Source organism: Aromatoleum buckelii, assembly GCF_012910785.2.
GTDB classification, from domain to species: Bacteria; Pseudomonadota; Gammaproteobacteria; order Burkholderiales; family Rhodocyclaceae; genus Aromatoleum; species Aromatoleum buckelii.
The window spans coordinates 1,294,459-1,310,567 of the sequence record NZ_WTVH02000010.1; the positions used below are offsets into that span (position 1 = coordinate 1,294,459).

Here is a 16,109-nt window from a genome sequence, read left to right on the forward strand (position 1 = left end):
TGCTCACAAACTCTTTCTTGTCATGACAGATAACACCCACTTTGCCGCCCTCGTCGATTTGGTCGGCACCCTCTACGGCGGCGGCCCGACGCCCTTGCATCGCCCCGTTTTCGAAGGCAACGAAAAGCAATACCTGGTCGACTGCATCGACTCAAACTTCGTGTCCTCGGTGGGCGCGCGCGTGACCGAGTTCGAAGAGCGAATCGCCGCCTTCACCGGCGCACGGTTTGCGGTTGCCACGGTAAACGGCACGGCCGCGCTGCACGTCGCCCTGCAACTGGCCGGCGTGGAGCGGGGCGATGAGGTGATCAGCCAGGCGCTCACGTTCATCGCGACCTGCAATGCGCTGACCTACGCCGGTGCCCGGCCGGTCTTTGTCGACGTTGACCGGGACACCCTGGGCCTGAGCCCGCGGGCGCTGAGAACCTGGCTTGCGGCCAACGCGGTAATGCGGGACGGGCATGCCTTCAATCGGACGACCGGCGCGCGGATCGCGGCATGTGTGCCGATGCACACGTTCGGCTTGCCCTGCCGTATCGAAGAGATCGTCGCGCTCTGTGATGAATACGGGATACCCGTCGTGGAAGATGCCGCGGAGTCGCTCGGCAGCTACGTCGGCGAACGGCATACGGGCACATTCGGCCGGCTCGCAACGTTCAGCTTCAACGGCAACAAGATCATCACCACCGGAGGGGGCGGGATGATCGTGACCGACGATGAGGAACTGGCCCGACGCGCCAAGCACTTGACCACGACGGCCAAGATTCCGCATCCCTACGAGTTCGAGCACGACGAAGTCGGCTACAACTACCGGCTACCCAACATCAATGCCGCGCTCGGCTGCGCGCAGATGGAAAAGCTGCCCGCGATGCTGGCGATCAAGGCCGAGGTGGCGCAGCGCTACGCGGCGTTTTGCGAACAGCATGGCCTCCGCTATGTCGGCGCGCCGCCGGGCACGCGGCCGAATTTCTGGCTGAACGCGATCGTGCTCGATTCGCGTGAGGCGCGTGATGCGCTCCTGGAATACACCAACAGCCGGGGCGTCATGACACGGCCGATCTGGCGGCTGATGTCGTCGCTGGAGATGTTCAAGGACTGCCAGCACGATGGGCTGGAAAACTCGCGCTGGCTCGAGGATCGCGTCGTGAATCTTCCTTCCAGCGTGCCTGAAAGCGAATTCTGGAGACTCCAGCAATGAATGTGCTTCAACTGATCGGGCGCGAGCGCCTGTTGTTCGATACCGACCTCGCGCGCGAGGAAAAGCGCTTGACCGAGCTGGTGAAAGGAAGCCGCTTTCTCGTGATCGGCGGGGCGGGGTCGATTGGCCAGGCGGTCACGCGAGAGATCTTCAAGCGCGGGCCGCGCGTGCTGCATGTGGTCGACATCAGCGAGAACAACATGGTCGAACTGGTGCGCGACATCCGCAGCACGCTCGGCTACATCGACGGCGACTTCCGCACTTTCGCGATCGACTGCGGCGGGCGGGAGTTCGACGCGCTGATGAACGCCGGGGACGGTTACGACTATGTGCTGAACCTGTCGGCACTCAAGCACGTGCGCAGCGAGAAGGATCCGTTCACGCTGATGCGCTTGATCGAGGTGAACGTGCTCAACACGATCGCGACGATCGCCCAGGCGCGTACCAAGGGGGCGCGCAAGTACTTTTGCGTGTCGACCGACAAGGCGGCCAACCCGGTGAACATGATGGGGGCGAGCAAGCGGATCATGGAGATGTTCCTGATGCGCGAGAGCCTGAGCCTGCCGATTTCGACTGCGCGATTTGCCAACGTCGCGTTTTCCGACGGGTCGTTGCTGCACGGCTTCAACCAGCGCTTTGCCAAGCACCAGCCGATTTCGGCGCCGAACGACGTGCGACGTTATTTCGTAACGCCGCAGGAATCGGGCGAGCTGTGCCTGATGTCGTGCCTGCTCGGGGACAACCGCGACATTTTCTTCCCGAAGCTGAGCGAGGCGCTGCATCTGACGCGCTTTTCCGACATAGCGGTGCGCTACCTCGAATCGCTGGGTTACGAGCCGCACGAATGCGGCAGCGAGGACGAGGCGCGCGAACGCGGCGCGGAGCTGATCGCGAAGCGCAAGTGGCCGGTGTATTTCTTCGCCAGCGACACCACCGGCGAAAAGGACTTCGAGGAGTTCTTCACCGAGCGCGAGACGCTGGACATGGCGCGGTTCGACACTGTCGGGGTGATCAAGAACGCGGCCGAGTTCGACGGCGCCCGCCTCGATCGATTCATTGCGCGCATTAACGAGATCCGCGCCCAGCCGACCTGGGACAAGGCGGAGATCGTCGCGCTTTTCAACGAGATGATCCCGGAGTTCGATCACAAGGAAACCGGCAAATATCTGGACAACAGGATGTGACATGCAGCGAATTCTGGACATTCTTTTTTCGGGCCTGGCGTTGCTGGTGTTGTCGCCGCTGTTGGTGCCGGTGATGATCGCGCTGCGGCTGACCGGCGAAGGCGAGATCTTCTACGTGCAGCAGCGCGTCGGCCGCGGCGGCAAGTCGTTCGGCCTGTACAAGTTCGCGACGATGCTGAAGAACAGCCCCAGCCTCGGCACCGGCACGGTGACGTTGAAGAACGACCCGCGCGTGCTGCCGCTGGGCGGTTTCCTGCGCAAGACGAAGATCAACGAGCTGCCGCAACTGCTCAACATCCTGTTCGGCGACATGAGCATCGTCGGCCCGCGGCCGCAGACGCAACGCTGCTTCGATGCGTTCCCGCCGGCGTCGCAGGCGCAGATCGTGAAGGTGCGGCCCGGGCTGTCGGGAATCGGCTCGATCGTCTTCAGGGGCGAGGAGGACATGCTGCACGCCAGCGCCGCGCCCGAGCGCTTCTACGATGAAGTGATCATGCCGTACAAGGGCAAGCTGGAAGAATGGTACGTGGCGAACCAGGGGCTGCGGACGTATTTCGCCTGCATTGTGATAACCGTGTGGGTGGTGCTATTTCCTTCGTCGCGAATAGTGTGGAAAGTATTATCGCCGCTGCCATATCCCCCACGTGAGCTTGAAGCGCACATCCAATTCGAAAACTGAACCGACACCATGCAATTAATTTTTGACCATCGGTTGATTCGACACGTTATCGAAACCTCGGAAAAAGAACATGGTCGTTCTTCGCGCGTGCTTCAGCTGGCGGAAAAATTGCTGCAACGATCATTCGTGAAAATGCCCTTGTGGCTTTTTGAACGTATTATTGGATTCCTCCTGGCGCTGCCCATACCGGTCTACAGCTCGGTTGTATACGCATTGGTGACAAACATGCGCGGGCTGCCCCACATGTGGGGTATGTATATCAGAGGTTTATACTATCGAGAAAAGCTCGGCTTGATGGAACCCAATGTTTTTATCGATCAAGGTGTTTTTTTTGCGTTTCCGAGAGGTGTTGAGCTGAAGGAATTTAGCTATATCGACAAGAACGTGCTTGTGATGAGCAAGACGGCGAAAGTCGGTAGGCGCGTTCATATTGCGCCTCGTGTTTTTATCAGTGGTGGCGGTGATTTTGAAATCGAGAACTACGCTTGCATCGCAACCAACTCAAATATCATCACCTCAACTGAGGTGCTTAAAGACGGCGCGCGATGTTCCGGGCCAATGGTAAGCGCTGATCAACGGAAAGTTTTTCGGGGTAAGGTGCGGATCAAGAAAGATGCCTTCATTGGAGCGAACGCGACCTTGTTGCCCGGGGTTACGATCGAACCGGGTACAGTAGTTGGGGCGGGGGTGACCGTGGCAAAATCGTCCGAGCCTTGGGGCATTTACGTAGGTGAGCGTGCTCAACGAGTAGGTACTCGCGATTCGGTTCTTTGGCCCGATAACTGATCGCTGGCTTTTCTTTGGCAATGACGCTTTGTTTTGCGATGTAGATGTCGACGGGAGAGCATTTCGTAGGCCGCCATTGAGGCAGTCGTTCGAGTGCCACTCTGTTAGCATCACGGCCTTCGCAACTGCCGAGCCGGGGTAGTGTGTCAGTGCTGCATGGATTGGGTGAGCTTGGGCGGCGCGCGCGCTGCATGCTGTCGAACGTGTCGAACGCCTCGGATCTCGTCGGGGCCGACGGTGCGAGCGGCGGCGGATCGGTGTTCATGGGTCGTTGGTTCCAGCGCATGCGCTCGCGCGTACTGGTGCTCGCCTACGACCTCGTCATGCTCGCGCTGGCGTGGGCGCTGGCGTATTGGACGCGCTTCAACCTGGCCCACGTACCTGCCGAATTCATCGCTGAGGCCGGGCGGATGTTGCCGCTGGTGTTGCTGGTGGTGGGCTCGGTGTATTGGGGCTTCGGGCTTTATCGCGGGGTGTGGCGGTTCGCGTCGCTGACCGACCTGGCGAAGATCGTCCAGGCGGTGCTGATCGGCACCACGCTGCTGCTCGCCATCCTGTTCGTATTCAACCGCATGGCCTATGTGCCACGGTCGCTGCCGATGCTGTTCGTGGTCTACCAGATCATGCTGCTGGCCGGCCCGCGCCTGATGTACCGCTGGGTGAAGGACCGGCGCATCGACCCCGGCACCGGCAAGCGCGTGCTGATCGTGGGCGCCGGGTCGGATGGCGAGATGCTGGTGCGGGATCTGCTGCAGGACCGCGATGCCGGCTACCTGCCGATCGCCTTCGTCGATGATCACCACCACCGCCTTGGCCGCACCGTACATGGCGTACCGATTCGCGGCACTATCGATGAACTGCCGAAGGTCGTGGATGTCTTCGGCATCGATCTGGTTCTGCTCGCCAAGCCGAACGCCACGGCAAGGCAGATGCAGCACATGGTCGATCTGTGCGAGGCCACCGGCAAGCCTTTCCGCACGGTGCCGCCGACCAAGGACCTGGTCGCCGGGCGGGTCGCGGCGGGGCAGTTGCGGCAGGTTTCGATCGAGGATTTGCTCGGGCGCGATCCGGTGTCGCTGGATTGGGACGCGATCCGCCGCAGCCTGAGCGACCACGTGGTGCTGGTGAGCGGGGCCGGAGGTTCGATCGGTGCGGAGCTGTGCCGGCAACTGTGCCGATGCAATCCGCGCCTGCTGGTTCTGATCGATCACAGCGAGTTCAACCTTTACAGCATCGAAACCGAACTGCTGGAGTCGCCCGACGCGCCACCGATCGCGCGCCATCTGCTTTCCGTGACCGATGCGGTGGGCGTGCAGCAGGTGTTCGAGCGCTACCGGCCGCAGGTGGTGTTCCATGCCGCCGCGTACAAGCACGTGCCCTTGCTGGAAGACCAGGTGGAGGCGGCCGTGCGGAACAACGTGATCGGCACGCAAGTGATGGCACAAGCGGCCGCGGCATGCGCGTGCGAGCGCTTCGTGCTGATTTCGACCGACAAGGCGGTGAACCCGACCAACGTCATGGGCGCGACCAAGCGGCTGGCCGAGCTGATCTGCCAGGCGCAGGATAGCCGCGCTGGCAGCCGCTTCATGACGGTGCGCTTCGGCAACGTGCTCGGCTCGGCCGGCAGCGTGGTGCCGCGTTTTCAGCGGCAGATCGAGCGCGGCGGCCCGGTGACGGTGACGCATCCGGATATCGAGCGCTTTTTCATGACGATTCCCGAAGCCTGTCAGTTGATCATGCAGGCGGCAGCGATCGGCGACGACGCGGACACCTTCGTGCTCGACATGGGCGAGCCGGTGAAGATCCGTTACCTGGCCGAGCAGATGATCCTGCTGTCCGGTCGCCAGCCCGGGCGCGACATCCGGATCGAATACACGGGCCTGCGCCCCGGCGAGAAGCTGTACGAGGATCTGTTCTACCCGGCGGAGATTTTCGCCGACACGCCCCACCCGCGCATCCACATCGCCCGCCAGACGCTGCCCGTCGACCGCAAGCAACTTGCATTCGCTCTGCAGGCGCTGCATGCCGCGCTGCAGGTGCGGGACCGTGATGGACTGGTGGCGGCATTGAAACACGCGGTTCCGGCATGGGAATCCGGCGGGGGTGAGGACTATTGCGCTGCAACAGGACGACAAAGACATACGGATGGGGAGTGTCTTGCAGGCTGAGCGGTACCCACGATGGGAAGCGCGCCGGGGCAGAATAGTAATGATGAAAGATCTGCCCCATTTGCCCATTTTAACCGTTATGATCATTATGGTTAGAGAGGAGAGCGGGCAATGATTACCCAGACCAGTGCAGTGGCATTCAGGCAGAACCTTGGCGAGATGCTCAATCAGGTGCAGTACCGCCACGACAGCGTGGTGATCAACAAGGACGGGAAGCCGGTGGCGGCCCTGGTCGACGCGCGCCTGTTCGAGCGTATTCGGCGCATGCAGGGGCGTTTCGAGGCTTTGTGCGAGCGCATCGAAGCGGGATTTGCTGCTGTGCCCGAGGCGCAGGGCCTGGACGAAATCGACGCGGCAGTTGCGCTCGAGCGTGCGCAGCATCGCTCGTCAACGCCGCGCTGATGGCGTCGCACACGCTGCGCGTCGTTCTCGACACGAATGTGCTGCTCTCGGGCATTGCCTACCCGGGTAGCGTGCCGGGCAAGATCATGGCTGCGTGGCGCCACGGCTCCGTCGATGTCGTGCTGTCGTCCTTCATCCTCGACGAGTTGCGACGGGTTCTCCCTCGACTCGCCAATCGACACGGATTGTCGGCCACCGAGATTGACGACCTGGTGGACATCCTCTCCATTCTCGCCGTGGTGATTGACCCCTTGCCGGCGGCCGAAGCAGAACTGCGAGATATCAATGACCTCCCGGTGCTGGGCACCCTGCTTGCGGCACGCGAGAACGAGGGCGCCGATTACCTAGTGACCGGCGACAAGGACCTGCTCGTTTTGGCCGAACGTTTTCCAATCGTCACCCCCGCGGAGTTCTGGAAAAGGCATGGCGGTTTGTGAGGTGGATTCAGTCGTCGCTCCGTTTGACCGATGACCGATCGCACAGGGTTCTCCTGAAAGTCGAAATTAGTCTATTAGCCCGGCAACTAAACACCGTTCGGGCTGAGCTTGTCGAAGGCCAGTTGCGGCAAGGCAATTGCGGTTCGACAGGCTCACCGCGAACGGTAACTGGTTTGCTGGAACGGACTACTAGTCTGGCTAACCCGCGGGTGCCACCTGAAGCTTGGTGTGCGAGCCGTCGCAAAACGTGGCCGATCACCGATTTTGCCGCGATGTTGGGATATGCTCGCGCGGGTCCAAAAATTCGAGAACAACACAAACGGAGTACGCGGAATGAGCACGTATCAGGAAATCCTCGCGCAGATCGAAGCGCTCAAGCAGCAGGCCGAAGAAATGCGACAAGCCGAGGTTGCCGGCGTGATCGCCGACATGCGGCAGAAGATCGCGGACTACAACCTGAGCGCGGCCGACCTGGGCTTCGGCGCGCCGGCGCGGGCCGAGAAACCGGCAGCGGGCAAGCGCGGAGTGGTGAAGGCGAAATACCGCAATCCGGCCACCGGCGCGAGCTGGTCCGGCCGCGGCGTGATGCCGAAATGGCTGAAGGCCGAGCTGGATGCGGGCAAGGCGAAGGAGGCGTTCCTGATCGCGGATGAAGGGGCGCAATTGTGATGAATCGCGTCTTGCTTGCGCGCTGTGAGTGGTTGGCATTTGCCACTGTCTACGCAAGAGACTCCACGAACAAGGAAACACACGATGGCTACCATCACAGAGCGGTTGTTGGAAACCGCTCGTTCCCTGCCGGAGCCACTGTTGGCCGAAGTGCTCGATTTCGCCGAGTTCTTGCGGGCCAGGCACGCCAGTATCGAGGCTCAGACGGTGGGTCACGATTTGCTCGACCTGTGCGGCGGGCTGGAGAATTCGACGACGTTCAGTGAGGCCCCCGACGTTATTCAGCAGCGGTTGCGCGATGAGTGGCGTTAAGTATCCTGCTGGATACCAGCTTCATCCTGAGGAAGGGCGACCACATAAAGTTCAAGCATCCCGGCAAGCCCGGCCACGTGGTGGTGCCACACCCGCGCAAGGACGTGGCGATCGGCACGCTGCGCAACATCTACCGGCAGGCCGGATGGGATTGGAGGTGAGGAACATGTTGTATCCCGTGTACGTGCATAAGGACGAGGGCAGCGCCTACTGCAGCACTCCACTGGAAAGATGGCTTCTCCGCTCCGGAAGATACAGCTGGGCGATATTGCCGGAATGACGCCTGACGAGCGCGAGACGGTCTCCGCCTTCACGACCCGATTTGCCACCTATCAGGAGCAGATCGGCAAGACCATGCGAAGCATCGCAATTGAAGAGGAAAGCGCTACCACCCCGTTCGGGGGGATTACCATCAGCCGCCGCATGGTCAGCTACTACCGCACGGCGCACAAAGCCATCCCGCGTGCGATCTGGCTGGCCTGCCTCGGCTGGGAAGCGACACGACCAAATACCAAGACGCTTCCGCGTGCTTTGCCCACCAGGGTGGTGCGGGGAAGGATGGGCGTGGCGTAGCGGCTACAATCGGAGCTTCGCTGTTCCGGAGCCGGCCCTCATGTCCCGCAAGAAGCTGCCCATCGGTATTCAGACTTTCGCGCGCATTCGCGAGGATGGCTGTTATTACGTCGACAAGACGGGCTTCGCGCTGCAGCTGATCGAGGAAGGCAACTATTACTTCCTGTCGCGTCCGCGGCGCTTTGGCAAGAGCTTGCTGCTCGACACGCTGGCCGAGCTGTTCGAGGGGAATGAGCCGCTGTTTCGCGGGCTGGCGGCGCATGGGAAATGGGACTGGACCCGGCGGTTTCCGGTGCTGCGGATCAGCTTTGGCGATGGGATGTTGCAAAGCCGCGCGGCGCTGGATGAGCGGATCGACGAGCTCTTGACGGAAAACGAGCAGCGACTGGGTTTGACCGTCGAGCGCGCCAGCGTTGCCGGCCGCTTCGGGGCGCTGATTCGCCAGGCCGAGCAGGTGCATGGCCAGCGGGTGGTGGTGCTGGTCGATGAGTACGACAAGCCGATCCTGGACAATCTGACCCGGCCCGAGATCGCGCGCGAGATGCGCGACGGGTTGCGCAACCTGTATTCGGTGATCAAGGGCCAGGATGCCCACATCCGCTTCGCGATGCTCACCGGGGTGTCGAAGTTCAGCAAGGTGAGTTTGTTCTCGGGGCTGAACAACCTCAACGACATCACCCTGGATGAACGCTACTCGGCCCTCTGTGGCTATACCGACGAGGACGTCGACACGGTGTTCGCCCCCGAGCTGCCCGGGTTGGATCGGGACGAGATCCGTGCCTGGTACAACGGCTACAACTGGACGGGGACATCGGTCTATAACCCGTTCGATCTGTTGTTGCTGTTCCAGAAGCGGCAGTTCCGGCCGTTCTGGTTCGAGACGGGGACGCCGACTTTTCTGGTCGATTTGCTGACGGTGCGGCGTACCTTTACGCCGGACTTGGAAAGGGTGGTGGCGCTCGAGTCGCTGCTGTCGAGCTTCGATGTCGACCGGATTCCGACCGAGGCGCTGATGTTCCAAGCGGGCTATCTGACCATCGATTCGGTGCGCTATCTGCCCGGCCTGATGCAGCTGACGCTGCGCTACCCGAACCTGGAGGTGCGCAGCAGCCTCAACAATGCCTTGCTGGAGGTGCTCTCCGACGACCCGGCGCGACACGGCGTGCACCTGCCCCAGCTCTACGACCTGTTAACGGCAAACGATTTCCCCGGCCTGCAGCAGCTGTTTACCGCCTTCTTTGCCACCATTCCGCACGACTGGTACCGCAACAACCCGATCGCCCAGTACGAGGGCTACTACGCCAGCGTGTTCTACAGCCACTTCGCCGCGCTGGGGCTGGATATTCGGCTGGAGGATGTGACGAATCGCGGTCGGATCGACATGGCGGTGCTGTTCAACCGCAACGTCTATCTGTTCGAGTTCAAGGTGGTGGAGCTGGTGCCCGAAGGCAAGGCGCTGCAGAAGCTGCGCGACCGCGCCTACGCCGACAAGTACCGCGCCCGCGGTGAGCCGATCCACCTGATTGGGGTGGAGTTCAGTCGCGACAGCCGCAGTGTGGTGGGGTTCGAGGTCGAGCGGGTCGATGCGGCCTCCTCGTAGGATGTTCTAGTAATCCGTTCCAGAAAAATCATTCCAATGAATCCGTTCGGCCTGAGCTTGTCGAAGGCCAGTTGCGGCAAGGCAATTGCGGTTCGACAGGCTCACCGCGAACGGTAACTGGTTTGCTGGAACGGACTACTAGTCGCGCTCGGCGGGTACCTGTTGGTTTTCTGGATGAGCGAGGCTATGCTGGGTGGCAACAGCGCCCAAACCTCTGATGTCGGCTCGTCCGGCATTATGTTTGGGCCTTCTTTTGTCGCTCTTGTGCGACGTTCCATGACAATTTCAACTCGCGGAGGACCCCCCGATGCAGCGCGCCATCGCGACAGAAGAACTCAGGCTGAGCGGGTCGAAAACTTGAGAGCAACATGAATGGAGCAGGCGGCCAGTTGTTTTTGGTTAAGGTGAGCGACTTCCATCTTGGTCTCCTTCCGAATGAGTTGGCAGGAGTCATGAAGGCGCTGTTCCGCCCACGAGCCAAGGCGCAACGCGCCCTGGCGGCGGAATGGGTGTAAATGGGCGTCCTTTTGATTGCCAGCCAAGCAAGGCAATCCCGTTTCGAATATTGCGATTATTCGTTTATTTCGATTATAATCCCTCCCATGATGCTGTTTGAAGCTCCGAGGAGGCTGCCATGACCACACTCTTTCCCACCCATTCGTTGCCGACGGCCGAAGAAGTTGCCATCGCCCGCGAGAGCGGCCGGGCGCTGTCCGCCTTCCTGCAGACCCGTGCGGAAACCCAGCAGATCGAGATCTTCGACGACAAGGGCGCGTCGCACCCGGTGCGCGTCCCGGTGTCGGCGCTGCGGCTGCTCGTCGACGTCCTGACCGAAATCGGTGAGGGCAACGCGGTCAGCATCATCCCCATCCACGCCGAACTGACGACTCAGGACGCAGCAGACGTACTCAACGTCTCGCGGCCGTTCCTCGTGCAGTTACTGGAGCGCGGCGAGATCCCGTTCCACAAGATCGGCACGCACCGTCGTGTCCGCTACCAGGACGTGATCGCGTACAAGGAGCGGATCGACGCTGAGCGCAGCAAGGCCCTCGATGCACTGGCCGAGCAAGCCCAGGCGCTCAAGATGGGATACGAATGAATGAGTTCGAACTTCACCGTCATCTACGACGCGTGCGTGCTCTATCCGGCACCGTTGCGCGACCTGCTGATGCGCCTGGCGCTGACCGATCTGTACCGGGCGCGTTGGACGGACATGATCCACGACGAGTGGACGCGTAACGTTCTGAAGCAACGGCCAGACCTGAAGGCAGAAGACCTGGAGCGGACGCGGTCGCTGATGAATGCCCACATCCGCGACAGCCTGGTCACTGGCTTCGAGCATCTGATCCCGTCTGTCGAACTCCCGGATCCCGATGACCGGCATGTAGTTGCCGCCGCCATTCACGGTGGCGCCAGCCTGATCGTGACCTTCAACCTGAAGGACTTCCCGCCGGAACGGCTCAAACCCTACAACCTGAGCGCCCAGCACCCGGACGACTTCATCTTTGATCTACTGGATCTGCACGCCGCCCGAGTGTGCGAGGCTGCTGCCAACCATCGCCGATCGCTGAAGAACCCGCCCAAGACAGCCGACGAATACCTGGACACGCTGCTCAAGCAGGGATTGACACAGACCGTCGGTCAGTTGCGCGAGTGGAAGGTAGCGATCTGAGGGACGCGCGTTCGATTCCCGTTTCAGGAATTGAACTGGCCCCGGAAAGCAGACGAGGTTGAGGCCGCATATCGGCGACCAATCAGGGCGAAAAACCTGCTTGATCATCCACCCAAGGGCGTACCGGCAGGCTTTTCGATCGAGTTCGCACCGGTTCGCAGCAGCGCGCAGCGCTTCGATTCCGCACTTTCAATAGTCGTTTGATGCGGGGTACCACCCCACTAGGAAGCGACAGGGGATAATGCGATTCCGCAAACATTGGCTGCGGTGTGCGCCGCGATTTTTCAGGGACGGGTAGATACGGAAATCGTCCAATCCGACCAGGTCGGTGCTGGTCAATGCAGGTCGCAACCCGGCGCTTGTGCCCGGCAAAAAGTTTGTGTGGCTGATCAAGGAGCGGTTTGACGAGGAATTCACAAAGGTCTTCGGCTTCGAGCCAGACGCCCTCACGGCCAACGAGGCAGAGTACCTGGTTGGCTTCAAATCGATTGACGCCATCCGAAATCGCCTTGCTGCAGCAGAGCAAGAAATCGATTGCCGACTACGTTCAAAAGGAATTACCCGAGCGTCTGAAGCAACGGCATCTTGAGCACATGTTGACAAAGGTGTGACGCCTTCCGAACCCGGGGCTGATGGTACGGCCCGATAACCGCGTCATGTCGTGGAGCGTGGTGCGGTTTTTATTTTTTGCAGGTGAAGATGAAAAAGCTGACGTTATTCAGGGGCAAGAACCGCACCGACTTCATCCTGGACGCGGCACGCAATGCAGCCGAAGAGGCCGTGCTGGATCAGGCTTCGTTCCTGGTCAGTGAAGAGACCTATGCGGACTTTGTCGAGCGTCTGGATCGATCCCCTGCACTCAATCCTCGACTGAAAAAGACTTTGCAGACACCGGCGCCATGGGACAAGCGGTCAGCCTGACCGCGCCAGAACCCTTGGCTGTCATGGTGGGATATGCTCGCGCGGGTCGAAAATTCGAGAACAAGACAAACGGAGCAGGTGGAATGGGCACGTATCAGGAAATCCTGCAATGAAACCCGGAGCCGGGACTTCGGGGAGGGCAGCCGCGGGCGGGGAACTGGTATGGAGGTTCGTCGCCCTGGCGATTGTGGTCGCGCTCTTCGCCGGGGGCAGGCACACCCCTGCGGTCGCCGGGCTGATCGCATTGCCGTGGGACAAGCTGATGCATGCGACAACCTTCGGCGTGCTGGCGCTGTCGCTGGTGCGCGGCTTTTCGCTGCCGCTCGTCTGGGTGGGCCTCACGGCGGCGCTGTTCGGGGTCGCCGACGAACTGCATCAGACCACCTTGCCGGGACGCGATCCGAGCGTCGGGGATTGGGTGGCGGACTTGGTCGGGGTGGCGCTGGTGCTGACATGGTTGTGGTGGCGCCATCGGGCGAGCTGTACAAATCGAAGTTGAAAGTTTGGATTTGTAAAAATGATGCCGAGCCGAGCTCTTGCAACCCTTCATCCGCTCCTCGCTGAGGGGATCTGGTGCAGCAGGCAGGTGCGTCCGGCAACGAATGACGTGTGGAAGGTTGTGATCGGATGAATGGTTTGACGATGGACGGGGCGGGGAGCGGTCGGCGGGCTGGGGTGTGGGTCGCGGGGCTGATGCTGGTGTTCGCGCCGCTGGTGCGCAGGCGAGCCGGCCGCTCGCGTTGCTGGCGCTGGAACTGCTGGCGCTGTTGCTGCTCGCGGGCGCGGTGGCGCAGCCGGTGTTCGTCGAGCGGCTGTCGCAGCCGTTGCTGCTGGCGCTGGCGATGATGGTCGCGGTGCCGTTGCTGCAGCTCGCGCCGCTGCCGTTCGAACTCGGGGCGACGCTGCCGGGGCACGGAGCGTATGCCGTCGCGCAACTGGAAGCGGGGGCGGCGCCGGAGTGGCTGGCGCTGTCGACGGTGCCTTATCTCACCGAGCAGGCGCTGTGGGCGCTGCTGCCGCCGCTGGCGGTGTTCCTGGTCGTGGTCGGGCTCGACGACACGCGGGTGCGGCGGCTGGTGATGGTGTTTGTCTCGGTCGCGGTGTTCCAGGCGGTGATGGGCCTGATGCAATACGGCGCGGGGCCGGAGTCGGCGCTGCGCTTCGGTTACGAATCGTCCGGCGACAGCGCGATCGGCACCTATGCGAACCGCGGCCACCTCGCGGGTCTGCTGCTGATGGCGCTGCCGATCGGCCTGGCGCTGCTCGCATCGACGATCTTTTCGCTGGACGAATCGGCGAGCCGTCGCCAGCGGCGGGGCGGGGCGCTGCACCGGCTGAAGGCGCTCGTCGCCGGCGAGGGTGAGATGAACCGCACGGCCGTGTATGCGGCGGTGTGCGTCGCGCTCCTGCTCGGCATCGTGTTCGCACGCTCGCGCAGCGGGATCGCGCTCGGCATGGTCGGCGTGGTGTTGTCGGCGGTCGTGCTGATGCGCAATTTCGGCGCCGGTTTTGCGACGCGCATGGTCGGGGCAGTGTCGGCGCTGGGGGTCGCGCTGGCGGTGGCGGTCGGGCTCGCTCCAGTGTTCGCGCGTTTCGCGCAGGACGCGACGGCGGATGCGCGCTGGCCGATCCTCGATGCGACGCTGGAAGCGGCATCGGCGTTCTTCCCGTTCGGCAGCGGCATCGGGACGTTCCCGGCGGTGATCCGCGCGTTCCATCCGGCCGAAATCGGCGGCGAAGCCTACATCAACCACGCGCACAACGATTTCGCCGAGTGGTGGATGGAAGGCGGTGTGCCGGCGCTGGTGCTGATGCTGATGCTGGCGGCGATCTACCTGCTGCGCTGGCGCGCAGTGTGGGCGGTGCGCAACTGGCGGCCGTTGCACATGATGCAGGTCGGCGCGGGGCTGGGCGTGCTGCTGATCCTGCTGTTCGGGCTCACCGACTACAACCTGCGCATCCCCGCGAATGCGATGTACTTCGCGTTCCTCGCCGCAGTGTTCTTCCACCCCGGCGAGCGGGAACGGGAACGTCGTCGCCGGGAGGAGCGTCGTCGGCCGGCAGCGGTTGCGGAACCTGTGGCGGCGCAGGCGAGAGCGGACCCGGTCGTGCCGCCGGAAACCCGGGCGGGGGAGGCCAGCGCGGGAGTGGGGCGTAATCCGTTTGCGGATTGAGCGTCGAACTGAGTCTCACCGCCAACTCGGTGAAATCTATTTCTCATTGTTGACAAAACAGGCGGATTGATAACAATGAGAAACACTATGCCTGCAAAACCCCCTGCACCCTCAATCGTTGCGGCCGAGAGGCTCAGGCGAGTTGGTCAAAAGATTCGCGAACATCGCAAGTCGATACGCGTGAGCGCCACCGCCGCTGCGGAGGCGGCCGGAATGTCTCGCGTGACATTGCACAGGATTGAAAAGGGCGAACCGTCGGTAACCATGGGGGCCTACATGAACGCGCTGTCGGCCCTCGGTCTTGATGTCGATATCGTGACGCCCACGAACGCTGCCGTGCTTGCGGAGCAGACGACGGGCGGCAAAGGGTGGTTGCCAGCACGTGTCTGTCTTGACGACTACCCGCAGTTGAAGCAAGTTGCCTGGCAGGTGCACGGGACGGACTACCTGACGCCAAGCGAAGCATTCGGGATCTACGAGCGTAATCGGCGCCATCTGGACTTCGCGCGCATGGCGCAACGCGAGCGGGATCTGATCGATTCGCTTCGTGTCGCGTTCACCGAAGGGAGGGCCGTCGAGTGATGTTTGAACGCCTTCACCATCGACATATCGCGCAGGTCCTTGAATCGCTCGACGGGCCGCTTCTCAAGGAAAACCAATGTCTGTTCGGGGGTGGCACGGCGATTGCACTGCGCTATGGTGAGTTCCGTGAATCGGTCGACATCGACTTTCTCGTTTCGGATCTCCCGGGCTATCGCAACCTGCGATCATTGCTGACCGGTCCCCGCGGTGTTCTGGCGCTCGCACCAGAGGGGGCGGTTGCCTTCGAGCAGGTCGGGGATGTGAGAGCTGACCAGTATGGGATACGAACTCAGCTTGCCGTGGCCGATCAGCGGATCAAGTTTGAGATCGTGCTGGAAGGGCGCATCTTGTTGGCGGCGCCCGGCGTGGACGATGAAGTCTGCGGTATCGCCCTATTGACGCCGCTCGACATGATGACAAGCAAATTGCTCGCAAACTCCGACAGATGGATGGATGACGGAGTTTTTAGCCGGGATCTGATCGATCTGGCCATGATGACCCCCGCTCTTGGATTGCTCCGACAGGCCATCACCAAGGCCGAAGGAGCTTATGGCGAATCGATCTTGCTCGATCTGGAGAAGGCAATCGACCGCATGCAGACTCGACGGGGATGGCTGGAGCGCTGTATGGAGGCAATGGCGATGACGATGCCGAAAGCAGAGTTGTGGCAGAAAATCCGTAGACTGCGACGCGTGCTGCCTTGATCCGCCCTTCCGGGGCGCCTCTATGCAAAGCGGTATCCGCGCCGCCTC

General features: G+C 61.8%; 21 protein-coding genes. All 21 read left to right on the forward strand.

Annotated features, from left to right (window positions below):
• Window positions 1-22 precede the first annotated feature (22 nt).
• The gene (locus GO608_RS16720; protein WP_211159522.1) at window positions 23-1,198 is read left to right on the forward strand and encodes a LegC family aminotransferase; all 1,176 of its coding nucleotides are present in this window, start codon (window positions 23-25) and stop codon (window positions 1,196-1,198) included.
• Window positions 1,195-2,382 carry a UDP-N-acetylglucosamine 4,6-dehydratase gene (locus GO608_RS16725; protein WP_169199809.1) on the forward strand — a complete coding sequence of 396 codons (1,188 nt, stop codon included), beginning with the start codon at window positions 1,195-1,197 and terminating at the stop codon, window positions 2,380-2,382. The genes GO608_RS16720 and GO608_RS16725 overlap by 4 nt, the downstream gene beginning before the upstream one ends.
• 1 nt (window position 2,383) lies before the next feature.
• Window positions 2,384-3,061: a sugar transferase gene (locus tag GO608_RS16730; RefSeq protein ID WP_169199810.1), complete on the forward strand. Its 678-nt coding sequence runs from the start codon at window positions 2,384-2,386 to the stop codon at window positions 3,059-3,061.
• A 9-nt stretch (window positions 3,062-3,070) separates the two neighbouring features.
• The gene (locus GO608_RS16735) at window positions 3,071-3,847 is read left to right on the forward strand and encodes an acyltransferase (protein WP_247003247.1); all 777 of its coding nucleotides are present in this window, start codon (window positions 3,071-3,073) and stop codon (window positions 3,845-3,847) included.
• A 323-nt stretch (window positions 3,848-4,170) separates the two neighbouring features.
• Window positions 4,171-6,015 carry a nucleoside-diphosphate sugar epimerase/dehydratase gene (locus GO608_RS16740; RefSeq protein WP_247003249.1) on the forward strand — a complete coding sequence of 615 codons (1,845 nt, stop codon included), beginning with the start codon at window positions 4,171-4,173 and terminating at the stop codon, window positions 6,013-6,015.
• A 111-nt stretch (window positions 6,016-6,126) separates the two neighbouring features.
• Complete coding sequence (locus GO608_RS16745; protein ID WP_169118927.1) at window positions 6,127-6,417, forward strand: type II toxin-antitoxin system Phd/YefM family antitoxin; 291 nt, start codon at window positions 6,127-6,129, stop codon at window positions 6,415-6,417.
• The gene (locus tag GO608_RS16750) at window positions 6,417-6,854 is read left to right on the forward strand and encodes a putative toxin-antitoxin system toxin component, PIN family (RefSeq protein WP_169200484.1); all 438 of its coding nucleotides are present in this window, start codon (window positions 6,417-6,419) and stop codon (window positions 6,852-6,854) included. Before GO608_RS16745 ends, GO608_RS16750 begins: the two co-directional genes overlap by 1 nt.
• Before the next feature lie 333 nt (window positions 6,855-7,187).
• Window positions 7,188-7,523 carry an H-NS histone family protein gene (locus tag GO608_RS16755; RefSeq protein ID WP_169200485.1) on the forward strand — a complete coding sequence of 112 codons (336 nt, stop codon included), beginning with the start codon at window positions 7,188-7,190 and terminating at the stop codon, window positions 7,521-7,523.
• Window positions 7,524-7,607: 84 nt separating this feature from the next.
• Window positions 7,608-7,835, forward strand: coding sequence for a DUF2281 domain-containing protein (locus tag GO608_RS16760; RefSeq protein ID WP_169200486.1), 228 nt, complete (start codon window positions 7,608-7,610; stop codon window positions 7,833-7,835).
• Window positions 7,826-7,996 carry a type II toxin-antitoxin system HicA family toxin gene (locus GO608_RS16765; protein WP_169200487.1) on the forward strand — a complete coding sequence of 57 codons (171 nt, stop codon included), beginning with the start codon at window positions 7,826-7,828 and terminating at the stop codon, window positions 7,994-7,996. The genes GO608_RS16760 and GO608_RS16765 overlap by 10 nt, the downstream gene beginning before the upstream one ends.
• Window positions 7,997-8,066: 70 nt before the next feature.
• A complete protein-coding gene (locus GO608_RS16770) occupies window positions 8,067-8,408 on the forward strand; it encodes a hypothetical protein (RefSeq protein WP_211159630.1) in 342 nt (113 codons plus the stop codon).
• A 40-nt stretch (window positions 8,409-8,448) separates the two neighbouring features.
• Window positions 8,449-10,008, forward strand: coding sequence for an ATP-binding protein (locus GO608_RS16775; RefSeq protein ID WP_169200488.1), 1,560 nt, complete (start codon window positions 8,449-8,451; stop codon window positions 10,006-10,008).
• 368 nt (window positions 10,009-10,376) lie between these two features.
• On the forward strand, window positions 10,377-10,523 hold the full coding sequence (locus GO608_RS16780; protein WP_169200489.1) for a hypothetical protein: 147 nt from the start codon (window positions 10,377-10,379) through the stop codon (window positions 10,521-10,523).
• 119 nt (window positions 10,524-10,642) lie between these two features.
• Window positions 10,643-11,107, forward strand: coding sequence for a helix-turn-helix domain-containing protein (locus GO608_RS16785; protein WP_169200490.1), 465 nt, complete (start codon window positions 10,643-10,645; stop codon window positions 11,105-11,107).
• Window positions 11,108-11,680 (forward strand): PIN domain-containing protein, encoded by a 573-nt coding sequence (locus GO608_RS16790; protein WP_169200491.1) that lies wholly within the window; start codon window positions 11,108-11,110, stop codon window positions 11,678-11,680.
• A gap of 328 nt (window positions 11,681-12,008) precedes the next feature.
• On the forward strand, window positions 12,009-12,269 hold the full coding sequence (locus GO608_RS16795; protein ID WP_169200492.1) for a hypothetical protein: 261 nt from the start codon (window positions 12,009-12,011) through the stop codon (window positions 12,267-12,269).
• 110 nt (window positions 12,270-12,379) lie between these two features.
• Complete coding sequence (locus tag GO608_RS16800) at window positions 12,380-12,601, forward strand: type II toxin-antitoxin system TacA family antitoxin (RefSeq protein WP_169200493.1); 222 nt, start codon at window positions 12,380-12,382, stop codon at window positions 12,599-12,601.
• A gap of 109 nt (window positions 12,602-12,710) precedes the next feature.
• On the forward strand, window positions 12,711-13,100 hold the full coding sequence (locus GO608_RS16805) for a VanZ family protein (protein ID WP_169200494.1): 390 nt from the start codon (window positions 12,711-12,713) through the stop codon (window positions 13,098-13,100).
• A 178-nt stretch (window positions 13,101-13,278) separates the two neighbouring features.
• Window positions 13,279-14,775, forward strand: a complete 1,497-nt coding sequence (locus tag GO608_RS16810) for an O-antigen ligase family protein (RefSeq protein WP_247003251.1) — start codon at window positions 13,279-13,281, stop codon at window positions 14,773-14,775.
• Window positions 14,776-14,862: 87 nt separating this feature from the next.
• Window positions 14,863-15,357, forward strand: a complete 495-nt coding sequence (locus GO608_RS16815) for a helix-turn-helix domain-containing protein (protein WP_169200109.1) — start codon at window positions 14,863-14,865, stop codon at window positions 15,355-15,357.
• Entirely contained in the window at window positions 15,357-16,061 is a 705-nt protein-coding gene (locus GO608_RS16820) for a nucleotidyl transferase AbiEii/AbiGii toxin family protein (RefSeq protein ID WP_169200141.1), read from the forward strand. Before GO608_RS16815 ends, GO608_RS16820 begins: the two co-directional genes overlap by 1 nt.
• The last annotated feature ends 48 nt before the right edge of the window (window positions 16,062-16,109 follow it).

Bases quoted from the DNA above. Each gene is read 5' to 3' on its own strand.
- GO608_RS16790 (WP_169200491.1), top strand. From the start codon at position 11,108: ATGAGTTCGAACTTCACCGTCATCTACGACGCGTGCGTGCTCTATCCG.
- GO608_RS16820 (WP_169200141.1), top strand. From the start codon at position 15,357: ATGTTTGAACGCCTTCACCATCGACATATCGCGCAGGTCCTTGAATCG.
- GO608_RS16740 (WP_247003249.1), top strand. From the start codon at position 4,171: ATGCTCGCGCTGGCGTGGGCGCTGGCGTATTGGACGCGCTTCAACCTG.
- GO608_RS16750 (WP_169200484.1), top strand. From the start codon at position 6,417: ATGGCGTCGCACACGCTGCGCGTCGTTCTCGACACGAATGTGCTGCTC.
- GO608_RS16735 (WP_247003247.1), top strand. From the start codon at position 3,071: ATGCAATTAATTTTTGACCATCGGTTGATTCGACACGTTATCGAAACC.
- GO608_RS16725 (WP_169199809.1), top strand. From the start codon at position 1,195: ATGAATGTGCTTCAACTGATCGGGCGCGAGCGCCTGTTGTTCGATACC.
- GO608_RS16815 (WP_169200109.1), top strand. From the start codon at position 14,863: ATGCCTGCAAAACCCCCTGCACCCTCAATCGTTGCGGCCGAGAGGCTC.
- GO608_RS16805 (WP_169200494.1), top strand. From the start codon at position 12,711: ATGAAACCCGGAGCCGGGACTTCGGGGAGGGCAGCCGCGGGCGGGGAA.
- GO608_RS16800 (WP_169200493.1), top strand. From the start codon at position 12,380: ATGAAAAAGCTGACGTTATTCAGGGGCAAGAACCGCACCGACTTCATC.
- GO608_RS16720 (WP_211159522.1), top strand. From the start codon at position 23: ATGACAGATAACACCCACTTTGCCGCCCTCGTCGATTTGGTCGGCACC.
- GO608_RS16755 (WP_169200485.1), top strand. From the start codon at position 7,188: ATGAGCACGTATCAGGAAATCCTCGCGCAGATCGAAGCGCTCAAGCAG.
- GO608_RS16785 (WP_169200490.1), top strand. From the start codon at position 10,643: ATGACCACACTCTTTCCCACCCATTCGTTGCCGACGGCCGAAGAAGTT.
- GO608_RS16770 (WP_211159630.1), top strand. From the start codon at position 8,067: ATGGCTTCTCCGCTCCGGAAGATACAGCTGGGCGATATTGCCGGAATG.
- GO608_RS16730 (WP_169199810.1), top strand. From the start codon at position 2,384: ATGCAGCGAATTCTGGACATTCTTTTTTCGGGCCTGGCGTTGCTGGTG.
- GO608_RS16760 (WP_169200486.1), top strand. From the start codon at position 7,608: ATGGCTACCATCACAGAGCGGTTGTTGGAAACCGCTCGTTCCCTGCCG.
- GO608_RS16775 (WP_169200488.1), top strand. From the start codon at position 8,449: ATGTCCCGCAAGAAGCTGCCCATCGGTATTCAGACTTTCGCGCGCATT.
- GO608_RS16780 (WP_169200489.1), top strand. From the start codon at position 10,377: ATGAATGGAGCAGGCGGCCAGTTGTTTTTGGTTAAGGTGAGCGACTTC.
- GO608_RS16745 (WP_169118927.1), top strand. From the start codon at position 6,127: ATGATTACCCAGACCAGTGCAGTGGCATTCAGGCAGAACCTTGGCGAG.